The sequence below is a fragment of the Agrobacterium sp. GW821-FHT02D03 genome (assembly GCF_059421725.1).
Genome location: NZ_JBWKVN010000001.1, coordinates 1020999 through 1046334, shown reverse-complemented (window position 1 = coordinate 1046334; position 25336 = coordinate 1020999). Strand labels below are relative to the sequence as shown.

20 protein-coding genes are annotated in these 25336 nt (G+C 59.2%); 11 read left to right on the top strand and 9 right to left on the bottom strand.

Annotated features, from left to right (window positions below; translation table 11 throughout):
* Positions 1-92 precede the first annotated feature (92 nt).
* The gene (locus AC07U5_RS04875; RefSeq protein WP_494722437.1) at positions 93-1046 is read left to right on the top strand and encodes a cyclic di-GMP phosphodiesterase; all 954 of its coding nucleotides are present in this window, start codon (positions 93-95) and stop codon (positions 1044-1046) included.
* Positions 1047-1071: 25 nt separating this feature from the next.
* On the opposite strand, the gene bglA is transcribed toward AC07U5_RS04875, so the two are convergent.
* Positions 1072-2745 carry a beta-galactosidase BglA gene (gene bglA, locus AC07U5_RS04870; RefSeq protein ID WP_494722436.1) on the bottom strand — a complete coding sequence of 558 codons (1674 nt, stop codon included), beginning with the start codon at positions 2743-2745 and terminating at the stop codon, positions 1072-1074.
* A gap of 166 nt (positions 2746-2911) precedes the next feature.
* Between bglA and AC07U5_RS04865 the strand changes: the two genes are divergently transcribed.
* Both AC07U5_RS04865 and AC07U5_RS04860 read left to right on the top strand, forming a co-directional pair.
* Positions 2912-3829, top strand: coding sequence for a sugar kinase (locus AC07U5_RS04865; protein WP_274101970.1), 918 nt, complete (start codon positions 2912-2914; stop codon positions 3827-3829).
* 196 nt (positions 3830-4025) lie between these two features.
* Positions 4026-5075 carry a bifunctional monoglucosyl/glucuronosyl diacylglycerol synthase gene (locus AC07U5_RS04860; RefSeq protein ID WP_062598731.1) on the top strand — a complete coding sequence of 350 codons (1050 nt, stop codon included), beginning with the start codon at positions 4026-4028 and terminating at the stop codon, positions 5073-5075.
* 194 nt (positions 5076-5269) lie between these two features.
* On the opposite strand, the gene AC07U5_RS04855 is transcribed toward AC07U5_RS04860, so the two are convergent.
* From AC07U5_RS04855 to AC07U5_RS04840, 4 genes are all read right to left on the bottom strand, one after another.
* Positions 5270-5878 (bottom strand): DUF2026 family protein, encoded by a 609-nt coding sequence (locus tag AC07U5_RS04855; protein WP_062598732.1) that lies wholly within the window; start codon positions 5876-5878, stop codon positions 5270-5272.
* A gap of 221 nt (positions 5879-6099) precedes the next feature.
* A complete protein-coding gene (der, locus tag AC07U5_RS04850; protein WP_062426326.1) occupies positions 6100-7524 on the bottom strand; it encodes a ribosome biogenesis GTPase Der in 1425 nt (474 codons plus the stop codon).
* Between the two features lie 127 nt (positions 7525-7651).
* Entirely contained in the window at positions 7652-8323 is a 672-nt protein-coding gene (locus tag AC07U5_RS04845; RefSeq protein WP_494722435.1) for a tetratricopeptide repeat protein, read from the bottom strand.
* A gap of 158 nt (positions 8324-8481) precedes the next feature.
* Positions 8482-9066: an NnrU family protein gene (locus AC07U5_RS04840; RefSeq protein WP_494722434.1), complete on the bottom strand. Its 585-nt coding sequence runs from the start codon at positions 9064-9066 to the stop codon at positions 8482-8484.
* 299 nt (positions 9067-9365) lie between these two features.
* Here AC07U5_RS04840 and AC07U5_RS04835 point away from each other — a divergent pair, with 299 nt between their 5' ends.
* A complete protein-coding gene (locus AC07U5_RS04835; protein WP_494722433.1) occupies positions 9366-10358 on the top strand; it encodes a polysaccharide deacetylase family protein in 993 nt (330 codons plus the stop codon).
* A gap of 160 nt (positions 10359-10518) precedes the next feature.
* On the opposite strand, the gene sbmA is transcribed toward AC07U5_RS04835, so the two are convergent.
* From sbmA to glpK, 4 genes are all read right to left on the bottom strand, one after another.
* The gene (sbmA, locus tag AC07U5_RS04830) at positions 10519-11793 is read right to left on the bottom strand and encodes a peptide antibiotic transporter SbmA (RefSeq protein ID WP_494722432.1); all 1275 of its coding nucleotides are present in this window, start codon (positions 11791-11793) and stop codon (positions 10519-10521) included.
* 184 nt (positions 11794-11977) lie between these two features.
* A complete protein-coding gene (map, locus tag AC07U5_RS04825) occupies positions 11978-12730 on the bottom strand; it encodes a type I methionyl aminopeptidase (RefSeq protein ID WP_062426321.1) in 753 nt (250 codons plus the stop codon).
* Between the two features lie 55 nt (positions 12731-12785).
* Complete coding sequence (locus AC07U5_RS04820) at positions 12786-13847, bottom strand: LLM class flavin-dependent oxidoreductase (protein WP_494722431.1); 1062 nt, start codon at positions 13845-13847, stop codon at positions 12786-12788.
* Positions 13848-14213: 366 nt separating this feature from the next.
* Positions 14214-15707, bottom strand: coding sequence for a glycerol kinase GlpK (glpK, locus tag AC07U5_RS04815; RefSeq protein WP_494722430.1), 1494 nt, complete (start codon positions 15705-15707; stop codon positions 14214-14216).
* 156 nt (positions 15708-15863) lie between these two features.
* Between glpK and AC07U5_RS04810 the strand changes: the two genes are divergently transcribed.
* The 7 genes from AC07U5_RS04810 to guaD all read left to right on the top strand — a co-directional run bounded on the left by AC07U5_RS04810 (position 15864) and on the right by guaD (position 25155).
* Entirely contained in the window at positions 15864-16640 is a 777-nt protein-coding gene (locus AC07U5_RS04810; RefSeq protein WP_494722429.1) for a 3-hydroxybutyrate dehydrogenase, read from the top strand.
* Positions 16641-16700: 60 nt separating this feature from the next.
* Positions 16701-18170 (top strand): xanthine dehydrogenase small subunit, encoded by a 1470-nt coding sequence (gene xdhA, locus AC07U5_RS04805; protein WP_494722428.1) that lies wholly within the window; start codon positions 16701-16703, stop codon positions 18168-18170.
* 3 nt (positions 18171-18173) lie between these two features.
* Positions 18174-20513: a xanthine dehydrogenase molybdopterin binding subunit gene (gene xdhB / locus AC07U5_RS04800; RefSeq protein WP_494722427.1), complete on the top strand. Its 2340-nt coding sequence runs from the start codon at positions 18174-18176 to the stop codon at positions 20511-20513.
* Positions 20514-20523: 10 nt separating this feature from the next.
* Entirely contained in the window at positions 20524-21354 is an 831-nt protein-coding gene (gene xdhC, locus AC07U5_RS04795) for a xanthine dehydrogenase accessory protein XdhC (protein ID WP_494722426.1), read from the top strand.
* A 243-nt stretch (positions 21355-21597) separates the two neighbouring features.
* Entirely contained in the window at positions 21598-22491 is an 894-nt protein-coding gene (locus AC07U5_RS04790) for a LysR substrate-binding domain-containing protein (RefSeq protein WP_494722425.1), read from the top strand.
* A gap of 112 nt (positions 22492-22603) precedes the next feature.
* On the top strand, positions 22604-23851 hold the full coding sequence (puuD, locus tag AC07U5_RS04785; RefSeq protein ID WP_494722424.1) for a urate hydroxylase PuuD: 1248 nt from the start codon (positions 22604-22606) through the stop codon (positions 23849-23851).
* Complete coding sequence (gene guaD, locus AC07U5_RS04780) at positions 23848-25155, top strand: guanine deaminase (RefSeq protein ID WP_494722423.1); 1308 nt, start codon at positions 23848-23850, stop codon at positions 25153-25155. The genes puuD and guaD overlap by 4 nt, the downstream gene beginning before the upstream one ends.
* The last annotated feature ends 181 nt before the right edge of the window (positions 25156-25336 follow it).

Here is a 25336-nt window from a genome sequence, read left to right as displayed (position 1 = left end):
CTATTTCCCGCGCGCGCCAAAATCATAGTAAATTAAGGCCTGAGGAAGTATATATGATGATCGTTCAATGACCGGCGACCTGGAGGAAATCTTTGGTCATCAAACGCATCGACAAAAAGCAAGTCAAGATCGGCATGTTTGTCGAGGGCATAGAAGGCCCCTGGCAGGATGACCCTGCTGTTGGCCGCCGTTTCACGGTGAAGAACGCCAAGCAACTCTCCGCCATCGTGAATGGTGAGATCAGCGGTGTTTTTATCAACACTGCGCTCGGCACGAATGCCCCGGACACTGGTGTTGACGATGCGGTGCCGAAAACGATCAGGACTGCCAGCAAGGAAGACAAGAGCCGCGTCGCACAAAAGATAAGTGCGCAGGCCGATGAAGCGAAAAGCCTCATAGAGGGTGTGTTTGACGGTCGCGATATCGCCATCGATGCATTTGCGCCGCTTGCGGACGATATCGGCCGGGCAATGGACGAGAACCCCGGTCTTTACATCGGGATCTCACGCCTTCGGTCACGCGATACCGCAACCTTCGTCCATTCGCTGTCCGTCGCGGCGTTGCTCACGCATTTTGCCCGGTCGCTGGAAATGGATGAAGCCGTGGTTCAGCAGCTCTGCGTTGCCGGTATCCTGCACGATGTCGGCAAGCTTTCCATCCCGCGGGAGGTTCTGCACAAGCAGGGGCCGCTCACCGCCGAAGAACGATTACATGTCGAGCAACATCCCGAGCTTGGCTACAAGATCTTGCTAAAACAATCGGATATGCCGGAACTGGTTCTGGATATCTGTCGATACCATCATGAGCGGATCGATGGCAGAGGCTATCCGCAAGGCCTCTCCGGCGCGCAGATCAGCCCGGAGGTGCGCATGAGCACGATCTGCGATGTGTTCGATGCCCTCACATCCGCCCGTTCCTATAAGAAGGGCTGGTCCTCACAGCAGGCTCTGTCCTGGATGATGGATCGCGAGGGCCAGTTCGACAGGACATTGCTGCGTCGCTTTATCCTCAGCCTCGACACCGAAATGACGAAGGGCCTCCTCTGAGGCCACATGTCCGTGATCTACCGAATTACGACCGCTCGATCCGCGCACAGAACGCATCCAGCGGCTCCAGCTTCACCGTATCGACATCGAAGGCCGGCTCAAACCCGGGCATTGCCAGATGCTCGACGACGCAAAACTCCGGCGGAAGGCGAAAATCGACCGGCTGACGCGTAAGGTTGAAGACGAAGAGCAGGCTCTCGCCGTTTTTTTCACGCGTGAACACGAGCAGATCCTGATTCGTATCGAGAAACGTCATGTCGCCATCGCGAAGGCCCGCATGGCTGCGACGGAAGGCCAGCATCGCCTTGTAATGATTGAGAACCGAGTCCGATTTCCGCTCCTGCCCGTCCGCCGCCAGCATGGCATGAGCGTAAGGAACCGGCAGCCACGGCTTTTCGGCGGCAGTGAAACCGGCATGCGGCTTGCCCGTCTCCCACACCATCGGCGTGCGGCACCCATCGCGGCCCTTGAAAGCCGGCCAGAAGCGAATGCCGTAAGGATCGCGCAGATCCTCAAAGGCAAGATCCGCCTCCGTTAGCGCCAGCTCTTCACCCTGATAAAGGCAGATGGAGCCGCGCAGGGATGCCAGCACGCAGACGGAAAGCTTTGCCACGCGGATCTGCTCTTCCACACTTTCGGCAAAGCGGCTGAGATGACGGACAACGTCGTGGTTGGAAAAAGCCCAGCAGACCCAGCCATCGGTTACGGCTTTCTGGAAGCCATCGACGGCACCGCGAATATGGCTGGCGGTGAAATCCGGCCCCAACAGATCGAACGTGTAGCACATGTTGAGCTTGTCGTTATCCGCCGTATAGGCGGCGACGGTTTTGAGTGAGCGCGCACCATCGCCCACCTCGCCGACCGTCATCCGTCCCTCATACTCGTCCAGCAGAGCGCGGAAGCGCTTGAGGAAGGCGAGGTTCTCCACCTGCGTCTTGTCATAGAGATGGCTCTGCATGCCGTAGGGATTGACGTCCGGCGCGTCGAGACCGGCATCGTCGCTATCCGGCTCATGCGGCGGGTTATCGCGCAACAACTTGTCGTGGAAGTAGTAGTTGACCGTATCCAGCCGGAAGCCGTCGACACCCCGCTCCAGCCAGAACCTGACGGTGTCCAGAAGCGCGTCCTGAACGTCCGGATTGTGAAAATTGAGATCCGGTTGCGAGCCGAGGAAGTTGTGCATGTAATATTGCTTGCGCACGCCATCCCATTCCCAGGCCGGACCGCCAAAGACCGAGAGCCAATTGGTGGGCGCCGTTCCATCCGGCTTCGGGTTTGCCCAGACATACCAGTCCGCTTTCGCATTGGTGCGGCTGGTCCGGCTTTCCTTGAACCAGGGATGCTGATCGGATGTGTGCGAGATCACCTGGTCGATGATGACTTTCAGGCCAAGCTTGTGCGCCTCGGTGATCAGTTCATCGAAATCCGCAAGCGTCCCGAACAGCGGATCGACATTGCAGTAATCGGAAACGTCGTAGCCCATATCCGCCATGGGCGAAGTAAAGAAGGGCGAGAGCCAGATGCCATCCACACCAAGCGCATGGATATAGGGCAGATGCTTGGTAATCCCCGCCAGGTCACCGAAACCATCCCCCGTCGTATCCTGAAACGAGCGCGGGTAGACCTGATATATGACCGCTCCCCTCCACCAGTCTGCATCGTGAACTCTGTGTCCGGTGGTAGACGTGGCTTGCGGCATGAACGATCTCCAAAGTGAAGCTGCCCAACCATATAAAGCCCGGATTGATCCGTAAACGGCCAATGCTTGTCGAATGTGAGAAGAGACCCGCAATCGGCTTTCGCCGCCCTTGCAAGCCGGCCCACGGCGTCGTAATGGCGAAGCGTCACGACAGGAGGAGAGTGCAGTGGGTGGACGGTTTCTTTCGATCGGCGAATGCATGGTGGAGCTTTCGCAAGCCGGTGACGGCCTGCTGCGCAAGGGCTTTGCCGGCGACACGCTGAACACCGCCTGGTATGCACGCGCCTGCCTGCAGCAGGACTGGTCGGTGGATTATTTCACCGCGCTGGGTGACGATCCCCTGTCGCAGGAGATGCTGTCCTTCATCGAGGGTGCCGGCATCGGCACGCAGTATATCTCCCGAATTGCGGGCGGCACGCCTGGCCTCTACCTCATCAACCTGAAAGACGGTGAGCGCACCTTCAGCTATTGGCGCAGCACCTCTGCCGCCCGCCAGCTGGCGGCTGATGCCGATCATCTGCGCGAGACTATCGACGCGGCCGACATCGTCTATTTCTCCGGCATTACCCTTGCCATTCTCGCCACACCGATTGCGGTCGACACATTCCTCTCCGAACTGCGCCGCGCCAAGGCGTCCGGCAAGCAGGTCGTGTTCGATCCCAATATCCGCCCGCGGCTTTGGGCCAACCGCGAGATCATGCTGGAGACGATCACCAATGGTGCGCGCGCTGCCACGCTCGTCATGCCAAGCTTCGATGACGAGGCTGGTAACTTTGGTGACACGGATGTGGAGGCGACCATCGCGCGCTATCGCGCGCTCGGCGTCGCCAACATTGTGGTGAAAGATGGCGCAAAGGGCGCAACGCTCGATTTCGGCGGTGAGCGCAGCCACGCGCCTGCCGAGCAGGCCGTAAAGGTGGTGGATACGACGAGTGCCGGAGACAGCTTCAACGGCGCCTTCCTGTCCCGCTTCGTCACCGGCAGCACACCCGAAGAAGCGGCCACTTTCGCCGCCAAGGCTGCCGCCACCGTCATCGGCCACCACGGCGCGCTGATCAGCCCGGACCTGCTGCCGAAAGCCTGAAGGACGTCGCGCAAACGCATGCAGCGGTTTTGCGATAACGACATCCGAAAAGACCAGGATTTGAAGCGTGATGAGCGAATATCAAACTTCGCCATCCGCTTTGAATCCGCTGACATGATGCTGTAACACGCCTGTCGCATATACCCGAAGGCCGGTGGATCACCGGAGAGTCGCAAGCGGCGAGGGTCGGCACGGCATGACCAGAATTACCATCGTCACGGATGCATGGCATCCCCAGGTCAACGGCGTGGTGCGCTCCATCGAGAACACCAATGTCGAGCTTGAACGCATGGGCGTCGAGGTTCGCATGGTGACGCCGCAGAGCTTCCACTCCATTCCCTGCCCCACCTATCCGGAAATTCGCCTTTCCGTCGCGAGCTATCGCCGGGTTTCGAAGGAAATCGAGAAGAGCCAGCCATCCTATGTGCATATTGCGACGGAAGGTCCGCTCGGCTTCATGGCGCGCCGCTGGTGCATCAAGCACGGCATGGGCTTTTCCACCAGCTACCACACGCGTTTTCCAGAATATGTGGCGGCCCGCTTCCCCGTGCCGGAAAGCTGGCTCTACGGCTTCGTGCGCTGGTTCCACAATGGCGGTAGCGCCTGCATGGTGGCAACGCCGAGCCTCGAAACGGAGCTCCAATCCAAAGGCGTGAAGAACCTCAAACGCTGGAGCCGCGGCATCGACGCCAAGCTCTTCCGTCCCAGACAGAAGGAGGAGCGTCCCTTCGGCCTCCCTCGCCCGATCTTCATGACCATTGGCCGCGTTTCGGTGGAAAAGAACCTGCCGGAGTTTCTCGATCTCGATCTGCCGGGCTCAAAGGTCGTTGTCGGTGACGGCCCTGCCCGCGCCGAGCTTCAGCAGAAACATCCCGATGTGCTCTTCACCGGCGTGAAGACCGGCGAGGACCTGGCAAAGGCCTATGCGCAGGCCGACGTCTTTGTCTTTCCGTCCAAGACCGACACCTTCGGCAACACCATTCTCGAAGCACTCTCGAGCGGCGTACCGGTCGCAGCCTTCCCGGTGACCGGCCCGCTTGATATTCTTGGCGGCCATCCGAAGGCGGGTGCGCTCAGCTCGGATTTGCGCAAGGCCTGCCTTGCCGCACTCGATTGCTCCCCGGAGGCAGCCCTTGCCGTTTCCCGCAACTATTCATGGGAAAAGGCGTCCCGCCAGTTTCTCGACAACGTGACCTCTGCTGCCACCAGCGGCCTCCCCGGCTTCTGCGCCGCCCATGCGATGTGAGCGGATTACAGGCAAATTGCCTGCATTTTCAGTGGACGCACGAGCCCATTGCTGGCAGAAGGCGTCAGGACGCGACTGCCGTTATCTTTAGAACGGGGTCGGGCTGCTGATTGACGTCAGGCGGCTGCCGCGAGGTTACGCAGGCCGTCCCCTTATCGCAAAACCGCGGTACACGTCTGCGCGCATGCTTTAGATCACCAAGCGCCGTTCAGCATATTGCCTGCGAGCGGGATCGTGCGGCTCTTGCCATTGCTGTCGTTGACGGAAATCTCGCTTCGCATCTGCTTGGGAGACTTGCGAAACCAGCCGGCTGCGATGGAGGCGAGATCGCCGATCATTCCATGCTTCCGCCAGTCGGCGAAGCGCTGCGCCATCGCCTCTGCCTCATGCTTGAAGAAGAAGTCGCCCGACTGGGCCAAGTCGTTGATGGAAGAAGCCATGGATGACAAAGGCTTCTGGAACATCTTCGGCGGAACCGAGAGGCCGTGTGCCGCTTGCGGAAATGCAGGCGCCATGAAATCGATCGCCCAGCCATCTGCCTCCACCCAGCAGTGAAAGTTCTCGCCAGCACCCGTCACGTGGCCGTCTTCGCGATGATCGGCAAACAGCAGCATCGTGCCGCCAAGATTATAAGCCGCCAGCCCACCCTTCGGCTTCGCCTTCACCTTGTAGTGGTGCTCCAGAATGAAGGCACCAAATGTGCTGAAATACATCGATGCCGTGGCGGGATCGGCGTTCTCGTTAAGAAGCAGGCTGTTGATGACGCGATAGATGCGATGATAGTCGCTCTGCTTGATCAGCATGATGTTTGACCTGACATTTGAAATTCACGAGACGAGCGCGGGCATCACGCCATCATATCGGCACAGGGACGGGAGATACCCTCTCCCAAGTCCCCTGCCGTCATCCTCGGGCTCGACCCGAGGATCCATAGCCCCACCCGTAAGCGCTTGAAAACATGATCCTCAGGTCAAGCCCAAGGATCACGGAGTGTGAGGCGGCCCTCAGCGAGCCAAACCCCTGACTACCGCTTCTTCGCCTTATGCTCGAAGGGATTGTCCGACCCGCGATAATGCACCCGGATCGGCACGCCCGGCATGTCGAAATCCTTGCGCAGACCGTTCACCAGATAGCGTGTGTAGGATTCCGGAATGGCCTCGGGCCGTGTGCAGGAGATCATAAAGGCTGGTGGGCGGGCCTTGACCTGCGTCATGTATTTCAGGCGCAGACGACGGCCCGACACGGCCGGTGGCGGATGCTGTGTAACCTGCATATCCAGCCAGCGATTGAGCTTGGCGGTGGAGATACGGCGGTTCCACACCTTGTCGGTGTCGATGATGCTCTGCATCAGCCGGTCGAGGCCATAGCCCGTCTGGCCGGAAATTGGAACGGCACGAATGCCGCGCGCCTGCGGCAGAAGGCGCTCGGTCTTTTCACGCAAATCGGCGAGAAACGCCTGCGCATCCTCGACCAGATCCCACTTGTTGAAGGCGAGCACCGCAGCGCGGCCCTCACGGATGACCAGATCGACGAGTTGCAGATCCTGCTTCTCGAAAGGAATGGTGGAATCGAAGACGATGACGACGGTTTCGGCGAAACGGATGGAGCGCAGCGAATCCGCCACCGAAAGCTTCTCCAGCTTCTCGGTCACCTTCGCCTTGCGACGCATGCCAGCGGTGTCGAACATCTTGATGGTGCGGCCGCGCCAATCCCATTCGACCGAGATACTGTCGCGGGTAATACCGGCTTCCGGACCGGTCAGAAGACGGTCTTCACCGAGAAAGCGGTTGATCAGCGTCGACTTGCCGGCATTCGGGCGACCGATGATCGCAACGCGCAACGGCTTGGTGTCGTCATAGGCGGGCTCGTAATCCTCGTCTTCTTCCTCTTCACCGGAGAGCACGACGTCGGTTTCAGCCTCTTCGAAATCGTCTTCCGGCGGGAAGGCGACATCTTCACCGATCGCGGCAACGATGGCATCGCGCAGATCGATCATGCCCTGCCCGTGCTCGGCAGAGATCGGGCATGGCTCGCCAAGACCGAGCGTATAGGCGTCGTAGAAACCGCCATCGGAGCCACGGGCTTCTGACTTGTTGGCAACAAGGACGACCGGCTTGCCGCGACGGCGCAGCATTTCGCCGAGCGTCTGGTCGGCCGGTGTCAGGCCGTATTTGGCGTCGACGACGAAAAGCGTCAGATCGGCTTCCTCGATCGCCTCTTCCGTCTGCGCCCACATGCGACCCTGCAGCGTCTCCGGTGCGGATTGCTCGAGACCCGCGGTATCGATGATGGTGAAACGCAGATCCACGAGCTTGGCGTCGCCCGGACGACGGTCGCGGGTCACGCCTGGCGTGTCATCCACAAGCGCCAGCTTCTTGCCAACCAGACGGTTGAAAAGCGTGGATTTGCCGACATTCGGACGTCCGACGATGGCGACGGTGAAGGTCATGATAGTGCCCTAACTTCTATAGCGTCGGACCGGAAACCCAACGGGCTCCGGTCCGACGCCTTCAACAGAAAACCGATGCAGTTCGCGGCGATCCTTATGACCGCCCGTCGCTGCAGGAAATGAGAATTTACGCTGCCTTGCCGGATGCGGCAATATTATCGAGCAGGACCTGCGCCCGGTTCGCCACATTGCGCGGCGCTTGGGAATCACCGGTGATGAGTTCGAACCACTGCTTTGCCTGGGCAAGATTGCCAGCCTTGTAAGCGGCAAGACCAAGCGCTTCGCGGGCGGAGTTGCGTAGCGGCTGGCCATCGCTGGACAGCGCTTCTACCTCTGCCGAGACCTGCTCATATGTGCCGTTGTCAATCAGAAGGAACGCCGCGCGCACCTTTGCCATGTCCCGGAAAATCTGCGGCGCGCTGGAGTCGCTGCCAATCGCGGTAAAGGCTGCGATAGCGCCAGCGGCATCGCCCTTCTGCGCCAGAAGCGTTGCAGCGCGGAACTTGGCGAGGATCGGGTACTCGCCGTGGCCGGCACTTTCCAGTTCCGTCAGTGCCTTCAACGCTTCGTCATTCTTGCCCTCGGAGGCAAGCTTCAATGCGTTGGAGAACTGGTCGCCAGACGCCGAAGCCCGGCTGTTGCTCCAATATTCGTAAATGCCGGCGCCCGCAGAAGCGAGCACGATCAAAACGGCAGCGCCAATCACGACCGCGCCGTAACGACCCCAGAAGTTGCTCAATTTTTCTGAGCGGATCTGCTCGTTCACTTCGCGGATGAAGCTGTCATTCTCGTTCGCCATCGAATTCTCCGTTACCCGCACCGAAAGGCGAAAAGCCGATCGGTCTGCGGACATGCCAAGGCAATTTGGTTGCGGCAAGCCGCAAAAAGGCCAACCACATTTATTGGTGGGCCTTCTAGCCTATTTTCCCTGAGATGTAAGGGGGAAACGTCAGTTTCCTACATCGCAATCGGTTGGACGCCGATCAACCATTCGTGCAGCTTCCAGATGAATGCTGCCCACAGCACCACGCCAAGAAGAACGGCGATCGCATCGTAACGCGCCGAAACGAAGGGGCGAATGAGATTTTCACCTGCGCGTGCACGGCGCTTGAGGACAATCCGCATCACCACGCCCCAGGCGAGGAAGGAGGCGAAGAGGATGACGGAGGAGGTCTCGCCATTGGCAAGCAGATGCGAGAAAGCCCAGATCTTCACCGAAAGGATCAGCGGATGCTTGGTCTTCGTCGCGATGTGCCCGGCCGGCAGGGCACTTGCCACAAGACAGATCATCGCAATGAGCATCAGCGTGACCGCGATATGAGCCATCCAGACCGGCGGATAGTAAAGCATGCCCGTCACCTGCCGCGCTTCATTGAAGGCATAGGCAATGAAGGCGATGGTGAGAATGCTGACGAGCGAATAGACGCCCTTGAAGGGCTTTTCGCCCATGGTATCGATCAGACGCGCACGAAGCCCCGGCGCAAAAAGCCTGAGAGAATGGGTGGCGAAGAACAGGATGAGAGAGACGACGAGCAGAAGCATGGTGGCGTCCTTGCGCGGGGGAAGATAATCTTTTGACAATGAGTTATGGCGAATACCAAAGATCACTGATGCTGACCCCTTGGATAGCCTGGAAACGGTCGCCCGGGTAGGAGAAACCGCAGAGCGATGCTTTTTCATCGGTCGAGGATTTCGACGCCCCCGGCGGCCGATTTCCGGGCTATCGAAGGGATCAGCATCGGTGATCTTTGGTATAACCCCTGGAAAAAGCCAGTCAAATCAAAGCTTCGCCTTATTCCAAGCTCAAAAGGCCGCTTTTGAAAACTCCGCGTGGTTCCCTCATGTTGCGTTCGCTTGCCCTCATTACCCTCTCTCTCGCCTGCGCGCCGCAAGCCTATGCGCAGGCTGTCGAAGGTACGGCAAAGCCAAAGCAGCTCGTGCTGGTGTCCTTCGATGGCGCAGGCGACAATGCGCTGTGGGCCAGAAGCCGCGCCACCGCCAAGGAAGTTGGCGCGCATTTCACCTATTTTCTTGCCTGCACGCTGGTGATGGACCGCAAGACCAGCGCCAAGAGCTATCAGGGGCCGGGCCAGAAACTCGGCCGCTCCAATGTCGGTTTCGGCCAGTCGGTGGAAGAAGTGGCAACGCGCCTGCACCACATCTGGGACGCCCGCCAGGAAGGCCACGAAATCGCCAACCACACCTGCGGCCACTTCGATGGCGGCAACTGGACGGCGGATCAATGGGACGCAGAGTTTACCACCTTCACCAGCACGCTTGGAAACGCCTGGGCGGCAATCGGCAAGAAGGATGAGGAGCCGCAGGGCTGGCATGATTTCGTGCGCGGCATCAATGGCTTCCGTGCGCCCTACCTGTCGCAAGGCGATGCGCTCACCGCCGCACAGAAAAAACATGGCTTCGTCTTCGACGCCACCAGCATCACGAAAGGGCCGGCATGGCCCGTGCGCAAGGATGGCATCGAACATTTCGGCCTGCCGCTGATCCCGGAAGGGCCGGGCGACCGGCCGATCATTGCCATGGATTACAATCTCTTCGTCCGCCACTCCATGGCAATCGAGACGCCCGCAAAGTCCGCCGAATTCGAAGAACGCGCCTACAAGGCCTTCCGCGCCGCCTTCGACAAGCAATATGAGGGCGAACGCATCCCCCTCCAACTCGGCTTCCATTTCGTCAAGATGAATGGCGGCGCCTATTGGAACGCCTATGAGCGCCTGCTGCGCGAAGTCTGCAAGAAGGACGATGTCGCCTGCGTCAGCTATGAAGAGGCGATGCCGATGATCGACGCGCGGCGGAAGGAAAAGTCGCAAGGGTGAGAGAGCAAGTGCTGCAGGCGCAGCGACGCAGTCTCATTTTCAGTCAACGGCTTTCAATTGACCATCATTCCGGCCCCAGCCGGAAGCGGGCCAGCACGAATCCTCCGGCTGGACCCCGGCTTAATGCGGGGGTGGGTGTCAGAGTTGAACGCTTCGAGCTTTACGGCTTGTCCGCCGCCAACTCGCCCTCTTCCGCTTCACGCTTCAAATAGCGCTGATCGATCTCCGGTAGCGGTTGGTCGTAGATAGCAGCCTCAAACGCTTTCAGACGTTTGTAGATCGACATCAATTCGACGATCGTCGTCCAGGAATTGATGAGATACTGGAACGATCCGCGCACCTGATCGAACACGTTGCCGATCTGCGTGAACACGCCAAGCGTCACCTTGCCTGCTGCGATTGATGGAATGAGAACGATCAAGCTGTAGATGTTGTCAGCCTGCAGATAGAAAATGCGGGCAACGTTGAAATACATGTAATGAAAATAGAGCCGGAAATAGTTCTTCCGGACGTTCGAAAACAGCTCCTGCACGGTCGGCGGCTGAGCACGATCTGCGTGGTCTTCACCATAGACCAGCTCCTTACGATAGGCCGCTTCCACGCGCTGATTGCGAAATTCGAGGCCGGGTAGCTTGATACCCACAAGTGCAAGAAAGCCCGTTCCGAAGAGCGACCACAAGATCGCCGCCCACACCAGAGCATGCGGGACGTAACCGATAATCGGCAACTCGTTGATGGTTTCGGAGAAGGTGAAGAGGACGGGGAGGAACGCGATCAGGGTCATGATGGCCCTGACGAAACCGACACCCAACCCCTCGACGGTCGAGGAGAAGCGCATCGTGTCTTCCTGAACACGCTGCGAAGCGCCTTCGATGTGACGAAGCCTATCCCAGTTTGCCATATAGAAGTCGTTCATCGCCGTGCGCCAACGGAAGATATAGTGGCTGACGAAGAAGAGATTGAGCACGCCGACAGTGATCGCAAAAAACAGAATGCCTGAAACGCCGACAAGGCCGAGATAAAGCTGCTCGGCAGTCACCGGCGCTGTCTTGGCAAGCGCTTGCTGGATGAGGTCATAATATGGGCCGTACCATGCGTTCATCGCCACGCTGACTTGCACGGAGAAATAGGTCGCAAAGACAATGAGGGCAGAGCCGAGAACGGACCACATCTGCCAGCGGTGTGGGCTGTAGGTGAACCAGAAGCCCGCAAATACAAGCACGGCAGCGGTGTAATAGATGTAAAACCAAAGGAATGGCGGGGACCAGAAAATCGATACGCCCGTGATCGGCGGCTCTCCTGGTGTTGCTGGACGCATGCCGAGTGCCGCACCCCAGTTTCTCCCGCCTGCGTACCAGAGGCCTATCATGAGCAAGGACCAAACAATGGCAGAGGTAAAAAACAACTTGGGTTTGGGAAAGAATGAATGAAACACGTTCGAACTCTCGCGAGCTTGAGATCAGCCATTATTGGCGAAGCAGATTTTGGGAGAAATTAGGCCAGACACCTCGCCGACGCAATGCAGCAAACGCTAAGTTACGAAGATGTAAGCCAAAACTGGATATCGCGGCTGCAACATGACAGCCGCATTACAGCGAAGCCGTGCAAGAGCGCCCGCCTTACTCGGCAAGCGTCAGGATCAGCGGTCCGTTTTTGGTGGCGATCACGGTGTGCTCGAACTGCACGGTCGGCGCGCTCGGGTCGCTGAACAGCGTCCAAGGGTCGTCATCGCCATCTTCGGCCCAATAGGCGCCCGTAGAGAGAAACGGTTCCACGGTGAAGACCAGCCCGTCGGTCATGATCCGGGTTTCGTCCTTGTCCGGCCAGGTGGCAAGCTCCTTCGGCTCCTCGTGCAGCGACCGGCCAATGCCGTGACTGGCGAGATTGGTGATCAGCGTGTAGCGGTTCTTCTTGGCAAAAGCGCCGATGGAGTTGCCGATATCGGCAAGCGGCCTGCCCGCTTTCACCTGCTGCAACCCGGTCCAAAGAGCGCGTTTGCCATCGCGGCAAAGGCGTTCGATGTCCTTCTTGACCGGAGGCACGGCATAGGAAGAGCCGGTATCGCCAAAGAAGCCGTCCTTCACCGCCGACACATCGATATTGACGAGGTCACCCGCCTTGATGATGCGCGGGCCTGGAATGCCGTGGGCCACTTCCTCGTTGACGCTGATGCAGGTGGCGCCCGGAAACTGGTAGCAGAATTCCGGTGCCGACTGCGCACCATTGCTTTCCAGGATATTGCGACCGATGGCGTCGAGTTCGGCGGTGGTGATCCCCGGCTCAAGCGCGTCGGCCATCGTCTGCATCGCAAGGGCGCAAATCCGGCCAACATCCTTCAGCTTTTCGAGCTCTTCTTCCGTCGAGATAACCATTCTGCGTCCATATCCTGCGCAATGTCTTCGGCAAAGGGCGCCAAAAGGCGCCCGATCATGCCGTGGCTTTCGCCCTATCCGCACTGCCAGTCAATTCTTTTCTGACGATTGGGGCGACTTTCGTGCCGTAAAGCTCGATCCCGCGCATGATCTGATCATGCGGCATCAGACCGATTGCCATCTGCAACAGGAAGCGATCATTCTTGAAGACGCCATGCGCCTTGATGATCTTTTCCGCCACCAGTTCCGGCTCGCCGAGGAAGAGATTGCCCTCCGCACTTCGCGCCATATCGTAATGCGCCCGGTTGGTCGGACCCCAGCCGCGCTCGCGGCCAATCCGGTTCATCACCTCCGCCTGCGGGCCATAGAACTGGTCGGCCGCCTTGTCGGTGGTGTCGGCGATGAAGCCGTGAACATTGATGCTGGTCTTCTGTTTTTCGAGCGGCTGACCTGCTCGGCGCGCGGCTTCCCGGTAGAGATCGAAGAGCGGAGCAAAGCGGCGATATTCGCCACCGATGATGGCAAGCGCCACCGGCAGACCCATGGCACCGGCTCGCGCCACCGATTGCGGCGTACCGCCAACCGCGATCCAGACGGGCAGAGCCTCTTGCAACGGACGGGGATAGATACCGCGCCCGTTGATCGGCGCACGCTTTTCACCAGACCAAGTGACGATTTCGCGGTCTCTCACTGCCAGAAGCAGATCGAGCTTCTCGGCGAAGAGATCGTCATAGTCCTCGAGATTGTAGCCGAAGAGCGGGTAGGACTCGATGAAGGAGCCGCGCCCCGCCATGATCTCGGCGCGCCCATTCGACAACAGATCGACGGTGGCGAACTGCTGGAAGACGCGGATCGGATCATCGGAGCTCAGAACCGAAACGGCACTGGAAAGGCGGATGGTCTTGGTCTTGACCGCTGCAGCCGCGAGCACGGTCGAAGGCGATGACACAACGTAATCGGGACGATGATGCTCCCCCAGGCCGAAGACATCGAGCCCCACCTGATCGGCAAGCTCGATCTCTTCCAAAAGGTTCTTCAGGCGACGCGCACCTTCCGGGCCACGACCATCAGCCGGGTTCGGATTGACATCGGCAAAGGTGTAAAGGCCAAGTTCCATGCGCGCGCTCCTCGCTCAATTGAACTTCTGAGATAGAGAGCGAAAGGCACCGGCGCAAATTCAAAATCTGAACCGGACGCTTCGAATTTCTCGATGGGTGGCTTGCTACACGACGCACTGATCATCGTCCGTGTGCTCTGTCATCTCAGGTAGGGATGCCTCTTCCGCACGACGGTGCGATGAGGGTGAACCGCTCCTTACCGTCATCCTCGTTTTCCAATAGCGTCAATGGCTTATGGATCCTCGCCTCAAGGGCGAGGATGACACCTGAGAGGTTGTTGCCCTTGGTTACAGGGCTGTTCTACCTCTTGGTCCAAGACGTTTGAGCTGGTGTCATGCGGCCAGGAAATCAGATGCGTCGTGCGCTCAAACGTTGCTGAGCGTTCGGCGCACCGCATTCTTCCAGCCTTTGAGTTTCCGCGTGCGCACCTCGTCATCCATCTTCGGCTCGAAGCGGCGGTCGCGCGCCCAGGTTTCGGCAAAGGCCTTCATGTCCGGCCACACCCCTGCCCGGCTGCCCGCAAGCCATGCGGCACCAAGTGCGGTGGTTTCGAGGATCACCGGACGGTCGACAGGCGCATCGATCAGGTCGGACAAGCGCTGCATCGTCCAGTCGGAGGCAACCATGCCGCCATCGACGCGAAGGACGATATCGCAATCGTCGTTCTTCCAGTCCTTATGCATGGCATCCAGCAGGTCACCGGTCTGGTAGCAGACGGCTTCCAGTGCCGCGCGGGCAAATTCCGCAGGGCCGGTGCCGCGCGTCAGGCCGAACATTGCGCCGCGTGCTTCGGCATCCCACCAGGGGGCGCCGAGACCGACGAAGGCGGGCACGAGATAGACTTCCTGCGCATCGTCTGCCTTGTCCGCAAGCGCCCCGGTTTCCGGTGCGGAGCCGATCATCTTCAGCCCATCGCGCAGCCACTGAACCGCAGCACCGGCAACAAAGATCGAGCCTTCCAGCGCGTAATAGGACTTGCCATCCAGGCGATAGGCGATCGTTGTCAGCAGCCGGTTCTTGGAGCGAACGATGTCCTCGCCCGTGTTCAAAAGCGCAAAGCAGCCCGTTCCATAAGTGGATTTCAGCATGCCGGGAGAGAAGCAGGCCTGGCCGATGACGGCAGCGTGCTGATCTCCGGCGACACCCAGGATCGGAATTTCCGCGCCGAACAGGTCAGCATCGGCAATGCCGAAGTCCGCGGCGCAATCCAGAACTTCCGGCAGGACGGATTTCGGCACGTCGAGAATGTCGAGAAGTTCCTTGTCCCAGACATTCTTCTCGATGTTGAACATCAGCGTGCGCGAGGCATTGGTGGCGTCGGTCACGAAGGACTTGCCGCCCGTCAGCCGCCAGATGAGGAAGGTATCGACCGTGCCGAAGCAAAGCTCGCCCTTCTCCGCCCTCTTGCGCGCGCCCTTCACATTGGAGAGCAGCCAGGAAAGCTTGGTGCCAGAGAAGTAAGGGTCGAGCAGCAGACCGGTGCGCTTGGCGAAAACCTTCTCATGCCCGGCCTTCTTCAGCTTGTCGCAAAGCTTGCTCGTACGTCGATCTTGCCAGACAATGGCATTGTGCAGCGGCTTGCCGGTTTCGCGATCCCAGATCAGCGTCGTCTCACGCTGGTTGGTGATGCCGATGGCGGCGATGTCGGAGCCCTTGAGACTGGCTTTGTCCAGCGCCTGCTTGATCGACCAGACGACCGTTTCCCAGATTTCCTCCGGATCGTGCTCCACCCAACCGGAATTCGGGAAGATCTGCCGAAACTCCTTCTGGCCCGTTCCAACCACCTTCATCGATCCGTCGAAGATGATCGCGCGCGTGGACGTGGTGCCCTGGTCAATGGCGATAACGTATCCGCCCATTCATTCCTCCCTGAAATCAGTCGCGCGCACCACAATATGCTCAACAGACAAAGTCAAGCCACAAGCGGCGTCGGTTTCGAATCCAATTGCCAGTTCCCCCGGTTTGAGCATAACGTGCTGTAAAGTCTTGCATCGACGTCGAAAAAAGGGGAACGCATGCTAAGGACAGTGATCGTTACGGGCTCGACCAGCGGAATTGGCTTGGGCATCGCGCAAGCCTTCGCCAATAATGGCTGCAACGTCATGCTGAACGGCTTCGGCGACCCCGACGACATCGAAAGCAACAGGCTTTTGATGGAGGCGGAAAGCGGCACGCGCGTGCTCTATCACTCCGCCGACATGACGAAGCCGGAGGAGATTTTCGATCTCGTCAAGACTACGCAGGAGAAGCTCGGCTCGGTGGATGTGCTGGTCAACAATGCGGGCGTCCAGCATGTGGCACCAGTAGACGAGTTTCCGCCGGAAGAGTGGGACCGCATCATCGCCATCAATCTGACAAGCGCCTTTCACACTATGCGCGCCGTCATCCCGCTGATGAAGACCGCCGGCAAAGGCCGTATCATCAACATCGCGTCGGCCCACGGACTTGTCGCCTCGCCATTCAAATCTGCCTATGTTGCGGCAAAACATGGTATCATGGGCCTGACGAAATCCGCGGCACTGGAACTGGCCGAAACCGGCATCACCGTGAATGCCATCTGCCCCGGCTATGTGCTGACATCGCTGGTGGAAAAGCAGATACCGGATACAGCCAAGGCCCGCGGCATCAGTGAAGAGGCGGTCAAGAACGACGTGCTCTTGCGCCTGCAGGCCACCAAGGAATTCGTGGCTGTGGAAGATGTGGCGGCAACGGCACTCTTTCTCGCAAGCGACGCGGCAAAGCAGATCACCGGCACGCATATTTCCATCGACGGCGGCTGGACCGCGCAGTAGATCGAACACCACAATTCATTCGGGCCGAACCCGAAACCGGAACAAAGACGAAGGCAGTGCATGAAAGACGCAATCAGCTTCATCCTCAATAACGAGACGATTACTCTGTCGGACTTCGCGCCGACGGAAACCCTGCTCGACTATCTGAGGCTGCGCAAACGCCTGACGGGCACGAAGGAAGGCTGTGCCGAGGGCGACTGTGGCGCCTGCACCGTGCTGATCGGCAGGCTCCTGGAAGGCTCGCTACGCTATGAAAGCGTCAATGCCTGCATCCGTTTCCTCGGCTCGCTGCATGGCACGCATATCGTCACGGTAGAGCATCTGGCCGGCAAGGATGGTACGCTCCACCCGGTTCAGCAGGCCATGGTGGATTATCATGGCTCGCAATGCGGCTTTTGCACGCCGGGCTTCGTCATGTCGCTTTACGGTCTCTGGCTGTCCAGCGACAAGCCCTCGCGCGCCGATATCGAAAAGGCGCTGCAAGGCAATCTCTGTCGATGCACCGGCTATGAGCCCATCGTCAAGGCCGCCGAAAGCGTGACCGCTGCCAGGCCAAGCACGCTGTTCGACCCGATCGAAAGCGACCGCGCCACCATCATGTCGCGCCTCTGGGGCATTCAGCAGAACGACACGATCACGGTTACCAAGGACGGCCATCGCACCATCATTCCGGGCAATCTCACCGAGCTTGCCAATGCCTATGCCGCAGAACCCAAGGCGACCCTCGTTGCAGGTTCGACGGATGTCGGCCTTTGGGTCACAAAGCAGATGCGGGAGCTTAAGACCGTCATCTTCATCAATCACCTGAGCGAGCTGCAGTCGATCTCGGTTGCCGACGGTAGGATTTCGATCGGTGCCGGCGTGACCTACGCCCAGGCCTTTGACACGCTTGCAGACAACATCCCGGCATTCGGACGGCTGATCGATCGCCTCGGCGGACAGCAGGTGCGTAACATGGGAACGATCGGCGGCAACATCGCCAACGGCTCGCCCATCGGCGACACGCCCCCGCCGCTCATTGCGCTGGGTACGACGCTGACGCTGCGCTCTTCCTCCGGCAGCCGCACGATGCCGCTCGAAACCTTCTTCATCGAGTACGGTAAGCAGGACAGGCTTCCCGGCGAATTCGTCGAGAAGATCGAGGTGCCCTTGCCAACCAACGACAGCCACTTCGCCATCTACAAGATTTCCAAGCGCCGTGACGAGGATATCTCGGCACTCTGCGCCGCCTATCATCTGACCCTTGGCGAAGACGGCACCGTGCAGGACGTCCGCATCGCCTTTGGCGGCATGGCCGGCACGCCGAAGCGGGCGAAGGCCCTGGAAGACGCTCTGAAGGGCAAGGCCTGGACGCAAGACACCATCGATGCCGCGCGCGATACGATCGACGCGGATTTCCAGCCGCTGACCGACTGGCGCGCCACCGCGCAGTATCGTCAGCTGACGGCAAAGAACCTGCTGACCCGTTTCTTCCTGGAGACATCGGGCACGCCGCAGGAGATCAAGCGCTTTGCGCTTGAGGAGGTCTGACACATGGACACCACCACATTCGAACGCGCCAAGACTGACGTCGATGGCAAGATGCATGGGTCGCTGCGCCATGATTCAGCGCATAAGCACGTCACCGGAAGTGCCGAATATATCGACGACATTCCAGAACCCGCAGGTCTGATCCACGGCGCGCTTGGCCTTTCGGACCGCGCCCATGCCGAAATCGTATCCATGGATCTCTCCGAGGTCGAAGCCACCCCCGGCGTCATCTGGGTGATGACCGGCAAGGACGTGCCGGGCGAGAACGACGTCTCCTCCGGCGGGCGCCATGACGAGCCGCTGCTGGCGGAGAAACTGGTGCAATTCCACGGCCAGCCGATATTTGCCGTCTTTGCCGAGACCCGCGAGATTGCCCGCCATGCGGCGCGCAAGGCGAAGATCACCTACAAGGATCTGCCGCACTTCACCGATATCGACGCCTCGCTTGAAAATGGCGAGCCGCTCGTTACCCCCGGCATGGTGCTGCAACGCGGCGATGCGGATGTGGAGATGGATGTCGCACCGCGTCGCCTGACCGGCACCATGCGCATCGGCGGGCAGGAGCATTTCTATCTCGAAGGCCATATCGCCATGGCGGTGCCCGGAGAGGATGACGAGGTGACGGTGTGGAGTTCCACCCAGCACCCAAGCGAAATCCAGCATATCGTCAGCCATATTCTGCAGGTGCCCTCCAATGCCGTCACCGTGCAGGTCCGGCGCATGGGCGGCGGCTTCGGCGGCAAGGAGACGCAGGGCAACCAGTTTGCCGCACTCTGCGCCATCGCAGCCAAGAAGCTGAAGCGTGCTGTCAAAATCCGCCCGGACCGCGACGAAGACATGGTCGCCACCGGCAAGCGTCACGATTTCCGCGTCGATTACGAACTGGGCTTCGATGACGAAGGGCGCATTCACGCAGTCGATGCGACCTATGCCGCCCGTTGCGGCTTCTCATCTGATCTCTCCGGCCCCGTCACCGATCGCGCACTTTTTCATGCGGATTCGAGCTACTTCTACCCGCATGTAAAGCTTGCCTCCAAGCCGTTGAAAACCCACACGGTGTCCAACACCGCCTTTCGCGGTTTCGGTGGCCCGCAGGGCATGCTGGGTGCCGAGCGCTTCATCGAGGAAATCGCCTATGCGGTCGGCAAGGACCCGCTCGATATCCGCAAGCTGAACTTCTATGGCGAGACCGGTTCTGGCCGCACCACCACGCCCTATCACCAGGAAGTGGAAGACAACATCATTGCCCGCGTGGTGGAGGAGTTGGAGACCTCCAGCGACTACCGCGCGCGCCGTGAGGCGATCGTCGCGTTCAACCGCACAAGTCCGATCCTGCGCAAGGGCATTGCTCTGACACCGGTGAAATTCGGCATCTCCTTCACCATGACCGCCTTCAACCAGGCGGGTGCGCTGGTGCATGTCTATAATGACGGCTCCATCCACCTGAACCATGGCGGCACGGAAATGGGCCAGGGTCTTTACACCAAGGTCGCGCAGGTCATTGCCGATACGTTCCAGGTCGATATCAGCCGGGTCAAGATCACCGCCACCACCACCGGCAAGGTGCCGAACACCTCGGCGACTGCCGCCTCCTCCGGCACCGATCTCAACGGCATGGCAGCACTTGATGCCGCCCGACAGATCAAGGAACGGCTGATCAAGTTCGCCGCCGAAAAATGGAATGTCACGGAACAGGATATCGCCTTCCTGCCGAACCGCATTCGTATCGGCGCAGAAGAAATCGCCTTCAACGATCTCGTTCGACAGGCCTATTTTGCCCGCGTGCAGCTCTCTGCCGCAGGCTTCTACAAGACCCCGAAAATCCATTGGGATCGCGCCGCCGGACGCGGCACGCCATTCTACTACTTCGCCTACGGCGCCTCCTGCTCGGAAGTCACCATCGATACGCTGACCGGCGAGTACATGATGGAGCGCACCGATATTCTCCACGATGTCGGCAAGTCGCTGAACCCGGCGATCGACATCGGCCAGATCGAAGGCGGCTTCGTTCAGGGCATGGGCTGGCTGACGACGGAGGAACTGTGGTGGGATGGCAAGGGGCGGCTGCGCACCCACGCACCCTCCACCTATAAGATCCCGCTCGCCTCGGACCGTCCGAAGATCTTCAACGTCAAGCTGGCGGAATGGTCCGAAAACGCCGAACCCACGATCGGCCGCTCCAAGGCTGTCGGCGAACCGCCCTTCATGCTCGCCAACTCGGTTCTGGAAGCGCTCTCCATGGCGGTTGCGTCGGTTGCTGATTACAAGGTCTGCCCACGCCTCGATGCCCCGGCAACGCCGGAGCGCGTGCTGATGGCGGTGGAGCGGTTGAAGAAGGTGTGAGGCGAGAGCCGTGAGCCAAACACTGACCGTGTTCCTCTCCGAAGGACCTGCGATCCTCGTAGAGATCGAAGCCGTCAAGGGCTCGTCACCACGCGAAGCTGGCACCTTCATGCTGGTGTCGACCACCCGCATCTGGGAAACGATCGGCGGCGGGCAGTTCGAATATATGGCGATCGATCACGCCCGTGCCATGCTGGATGGCAGGACGGAGATAGACGTCCTGGACATTCCGCTCGGCCCGGAAATTGGCCAATGCTGCGGCGGACGAACCCTTCTGCGCTTTACCAAGGTGACGGAAGCGGTCGCGGTCGCGCTGAGCAAGCGAATGCAAGACGCGGAGGATCAGCAACCCGCCGTTTTCATCTTCGGCGCCGGCCATGTGGGCAAGGCACTGGTAAACAGCCTGTCGCTTCTACCGCTGTCCGTCTCGGTGATCGAAACCCGCCGTGAGGAGCTGATCGGTCTCCCCGGCACCGTCTCGACGCATCTGACGGCGGTACCGGAAGCGATGGTGAGCAACATACCCGCAGGCGGCGCGACGATCATCGTCACCCATGACCATGCGCTGGATTTTCTGATTGCCAAGGAAGCGCTTGGCCGGGACGATCTTGCCTATGTCGGCATGATCGGATCGAAGACCAAGCGCGCCACCTTCGCTAACTGGCTCGCCCGCGAGGGGCATGTCGGCACGCTCGACAATCTCGTGCTGCCCATCGGCGGCACGCTCGTCAAAGACAAACGCCCCGCCATCATAGCGGCCTTGGTGACGTCCGAAGTGCTTCACGCAATTCATCGCTTTGTTGCACGGGCTCCGGCCCAATCCGGTTCCGCCCCTCGATGAAGCCGAGATCCCGCTTCAGATGGTCGCTCAACTCTTCATCGTGAAGCGTGTCCGACGGCTTATATCCTTCGCCGAACCAATCTGTGTTCCATAGCCACGCGAATATGCGCAGCCAGGCGTTTAACGCCATGGCACCCATTGCTGTGTCTCCTCAGATGTTTTGATGCTGTGAGGAGAATTTGCTTGATTTTATCGCTGATAGCCAATGAAACGTCAGGGGGTACAGATGAAGAGAGCTTATCCATGAAGATGTCGAGAAACGTCCCATTAAACGCGCTGCGCGTGTTCGAAAGCGCGGCGCGGCATTTGAGCTTCACCAAGGCGGGCGACGAGCTTGGCATGACGCAGACAGCCGTGAGCTACCAGATCAAGCTCTTGGAGGACTATGTGGGCGCCACGCTCTTCGTGCGCCGCCCGCGGCAGGTCACGCTCACTTCGGCGGCGGAGAAGCTGGCGCGGCAGACCTCCGAAGCTCTGACCATGCTGGAAACAGCCGTTGCCGATACTCGCAAAAGCGTCTCCGACGTGCTGACCATCTCCGCCACGCCGACCTTTGCTCAGCAATGGCTCGCGCGGCGGCTCGGCAGTTTTCAGGAGGCCAATCCCAAGACGGCCGTTCACCTTGCGCTCAGCAACGAGATCGTCGATCTCTTGCGTGAAAACATCGATGTCGGCATTCGCTGGGGCAAGGGTAGCTGGCCGGGATTGATCGGCCACCGCATCATGCGCCTGGACTTCGCGCCCGTCGTCAGCCCTATTCTTGTGGAAAAGATGGGTGGCTTGAAAGAGCCAGCCGACCTCCTGAAGCTCACCATCATCAGCCCGCAGGACCGGTGGTGGAAGCACTGGTTCCGTGAAGCCGGCGTGCCGGACACCGATCTCGACAGCCGTACCGGCAGCAGTTTCGGCTTTCAGTATCTTGAAGCCGCGGCGGCCATGGCAGGACACGGCGTCGCCATCGTCAACCCCACCCATTTTGCCGAGGATATGGCCGCCGGGCGACTGATCCAGCCCTTCGACCTCGTCTGCAATGACGGGCACGACTACTGGCTGGTCTATCCGGAAAGCCGCCGCAATGTGCCGAAGATCAAGATCTTCAGGGATTGGATCCTCTCGGAATTTGCCGACGCTGTTTGAGGGATGAGACGACCTGCCTAAACCGCACGACATTCCTGCGCAAAACACCGCATTGCCTCTTCCATCGCACAACGATTTTTCGCATTGTGCGATGCAAAGACAGGGGAACAGAATGTACGAATACGCCATTGCGTGGGAATGGATGGCCTTTGCCGTTCGCTGGCTGCACGTGATCACCGCTATTGCCTGGATCGGCTCTTCCTTCTACTTCATCGCGCTCGATCTCGGGCTGGTCAAACGCCCGAACATGCCACCGGGCGCCTATGGCGAGGAGTGGCAGGTGCATGGCGGCGGCTTCTATCACATCCAGAAATATCTGGTCGCGCCCGCGCAGATGCCGGAACATCTCACCTGGTTCAAATGGGAAAGCTACGCCACCTGGCTCTCCGGCTTTGCCATGCTCTGTATTGTCTATTACGGCGGTGCCGATCTCTTCCTCATCGATCATTCCGTGCTGGAACTCACACAGCTGCAGGCGATCAGCCTGTCGCTCGCCTCACTTGCCGTCGGCTGGCTGTTTTACGATTTCCTCTGCAAATCCCCACTCGGCAACAACACCTGGGGCCTGATGATCGTGCTCTATGTAGCGCTGGTCGCGATGGCCTGGGGCTATACGCAGGTCTTTACCGGTCGCGCCGCCTTCCTGCACCTTGGCGCTTTCACCGCCACCATCATGTCGGCCAACGTCTTCTTCATCATCATCCCCAACCAGAAGATTGTTGTCGCAGATCTCATCGCAGGTCGCACGCCGGACCCGAAATATGGCCGCATCGCCAAGCAGCGGTCGCTCCATAACAACTATCTGACGCTGCCCGTCATCTTCTTCATGCTGTCGAACCACTATCCGCTGGCCTTCGCCACGCAGTTCAACTGGGTCATTGCAGCGCTGGTCTTCCTCATGGGCGTGACGATCCGTCACTGGTTCAACACCACCCATGCCCGCAAGGGCAAGCCGACATGGACGTGGCTTGTCACGGCCATCATTTTCATCCTCATCATGTGGCTCTCCACCGTCCCGAAAGTACTGACAGGCGAACAGGAGGCCGCTGCAGCAAAACTATCGCCTGCCCAGCAAATCTTCCTCACAGACGCGCATTTCGCCAGCGCCCGTGACGTGGTCCAAGGACGCTGTTCCATGTGCCATGCCGCCGAACCGGTGTGGGAGGGCGTTCCCTTCACGCCGAAGGCGGTGAAGCTTGAGACCGATGCCCAAATTGCCGCCCATGCGCGGGAAATCTATTTACAGGCGGGCCGCTCCCATGCCATGCCCCCCGGCAACATTACGGCGATCACGCCACAGGAACGCAAGGTGCTGACCGCATGGTATGAAAGCGCCGTTTCTGAAGGAAAGACTGAATGAGCATGCTGCTGCTGCGCGGACGCCTTTTGAGCTTCAAGCGCGCCCCCTTCTCCATCAACGACACCGCAAGCTATCTCTATATCGAGGATGGCGGATTGCTGGTCTCCGAAGGAAAGATCGCAGCGATCGGTGAGTATACCGATATTCGTGCCCAGGCGCCCGAAGGTGTGACGGAGAATGATCACCGCCCTCACCTGATCGTGCCCGGTCTCATCGACATGCATCTGCATTTCCCGCAAATGCAAGTGATCGGCTCCTATGCCGCAAACCTTCTGGAATGGCTGAACACCTATACGTTCCCGGAAGAGTGCCGTTTTGTCGAAAGCGCGCATGCTCAGCGTATCGCAACGCATTTCTACGATGAGCTGATCCGCCACGGCACCACCACGGCGGTCGCCTATTGTTCCGTCCACAAGACGTCTGCCGATGCCTTCTTTGCCGAAGCCCTGAAGCGCAACATGCTGATGGTCGGCGGCAAGGTGATGATGGACCGAAACGCGCCGCAAGGGCTCCTGGATACGCCGGAACTCGGCTATGACGAGACGCGCCAGGTGATTGCCGACTGGCATGGCAAGGGTCGCAACCATGTTGCCATAACTCCGCGTTTTGCCATCACCTCCACGCCGAAGCAGATGGAAGCTGCCCAGGCCTTGGCGCAGGAGTTTCCCGATCTCTTCATCCAGACGCATCTTTCGGAAAATCTCGACGAGATCAAATATACGTGCGAACTCTACCCGGAAGCGATCGACTACACTGACATTTACGTGCGCTACGGCCTGATGGGCAACAAGACGTTGCTTGGCCACGCCATTCATCTGTCCGATCGCGAAGCGGACGTTCTGTCGGAGACGGGTGCTGTCGCTGTTCACTGCCCAACCTCCAACCTCTTTATCGGCTCCGGTCTTTTCCCGATGAAGAAGCTGCAACGGCGTGAAAAGCCTGTGCGCATCGCGGTCGCGACCGATATTGGCGGCGGCTCCAGCTACTCCATGCTGCGCACGATGGATGAGGCCTATAAGATCCAGCAATTGCTCGGTGAGCGGCTGAATCCTCTGGAAAGCTGGTATCTGATGACCCGCGGCAATGCTGAAGCCCTGTCCATGGTGGACAGGATCGGCACGCTCGATACCGGGACCGATGCTGACATCACCGTCCTGAACGCCTCCTCCACACCCGCCATGGCACTGAAGATGGAAGTGGTCACGTCGCTGACGGAAGAACTGTTCCTGATGTTGACGATGGGTGACGACAGAACTGTCGTTGAGACCTATGTGGCAGGCAGCGCGTCAAAAGCTGCGCAGTAAGTAAAAAACAGACATAATACTAATAGTTGCATAATTATTCATTAATATTAATCAATGCTTATAATTATTCACTTCATTTAAACTATATTGTCTTACGTTGTAACAGACAAAGAATGGTCGCCATGATGGCTAGGACCCTTTGTCATGTGGAGAGTCTATCTGCCTTAATCCCTGCAGTGGC

What these genes read in the sequence shown, in the direction of transcription:
- bglA (WP_494722436.1), bottom strand. Translation starts at nt 2,745, where the DNA reads ATGCCGCAAGCCACGTCTACCACCGGACACAGAGTTCACGATGCAGAC.
- AC07U5_RS04860 (WP_062598731.1), top strand. Translation starts at nt 4,026, where the DNA reads ATGACCAGAATTACCATCGTCACGGATGCATGGCATCCCCAGGTCAAC.
- AC07U5_RS04855 (WP_062598732.1), bottom strand. Translation starts at nt 5,878, where the DNA reads ATGCTGATCAAGCAGAGCGACTATCATCGCATCTATCGCGTCATCAAC.
- der (WP_062426326.1), bottom strand. Translation starts at nt 7,524, where the DNA reads ATGACCTTCACCGTCGCCATCGTCGGACGTCCGAATGTCGGCAAATCC.
- AC07U5_RS04845 (WP_494722435.1), bottom strand. Translation starts at nt 8,323, where the DNA reads ATGGCGAACGAGAATGACAGCTTCATCCGCGAAGTGAACGAGCAGATC.
- AC07U5_RS04840 (WP_494722434.1), bottom strand. Translation starts at nt 9,066, where the DNA reads ATGCTTCTGCTCGTCGTCTCTCTCATCCTGTTCTTCGCCACCCATTCT.
- AC07U5_RS04835 (WP_494722433.1), top strand. Translation starts at nt 9,366, where the DNA reads ATGTTGCGTTCGCTTGCCCTCATTACCCTCTCTCTCGCCTGCGCGCCG.
- map (WP_062426321.1), bottom strand. Translation starts at nt 12,730, where the DNA reads ATGGTTATCTCGACGGAAGAAGAGCTCGAAAAGCTGAAGGATGTTGGC.
- AC07U5_RS04820 (WP_494722431.1), bottom strand. Translation starts at nt 13,847, where the DNA reads ATGGAACTTGGCCTTTACACCTTTGCCGATGTCAATCCGAACCCGGCT.
- glpK (WP_494722430.1), bottom strand. Translation starts at nt 15,707, where the DNA reads ATGGGCGGATACGTTATCGCCATTGACCAGGGCACCACGTCCACGCGC.
- AC07U5_RS04810 (WP_494722429.1), top strand. Translation starts at nt 15,864, where the DNA reads ATGCTAAGGACAGTGATCGTTACGGGCTCGACCAGCGGAATTGGCTTG.
- xdhA (WP_494722428.1), top strand. Translation starts at nt 16,701, where the DNA reads ATGAAAGACGCAATCAGCTTCATCCTCAATAACGAGACGATTACTCTG.
- xdhB (WP_494722427.1), top strand. Translation starts at nt 18,174, where the DNA reads ATGGACACCACCACATTCGAACGCGCCAAGACTGACGTCGATGGCAAG.
- AC07U5_RS04790 (WP_494722425.1), top strand. Translation starts at nt 21,598, where the DNA reads ATGAAGATGTCGAGAAACGTCCCATTAAACGCGCTGCGCGTGTTCGAA.
- puuD (WP_494722424.1), top strand. Translation starts at nt 22,604, where the DNA reads ATGTACGAATACGCCATTGCGTGGGAATGGATGGCCTTTGCCGTTCGC.
- guaD (WP_494722423.1), top strand. Translation starts at nt 23,848, where the DNA reads ATGAGCATGCTGCTGCTGCGCGGACGCCTTTTGAGCTTCAAGCGCGCC.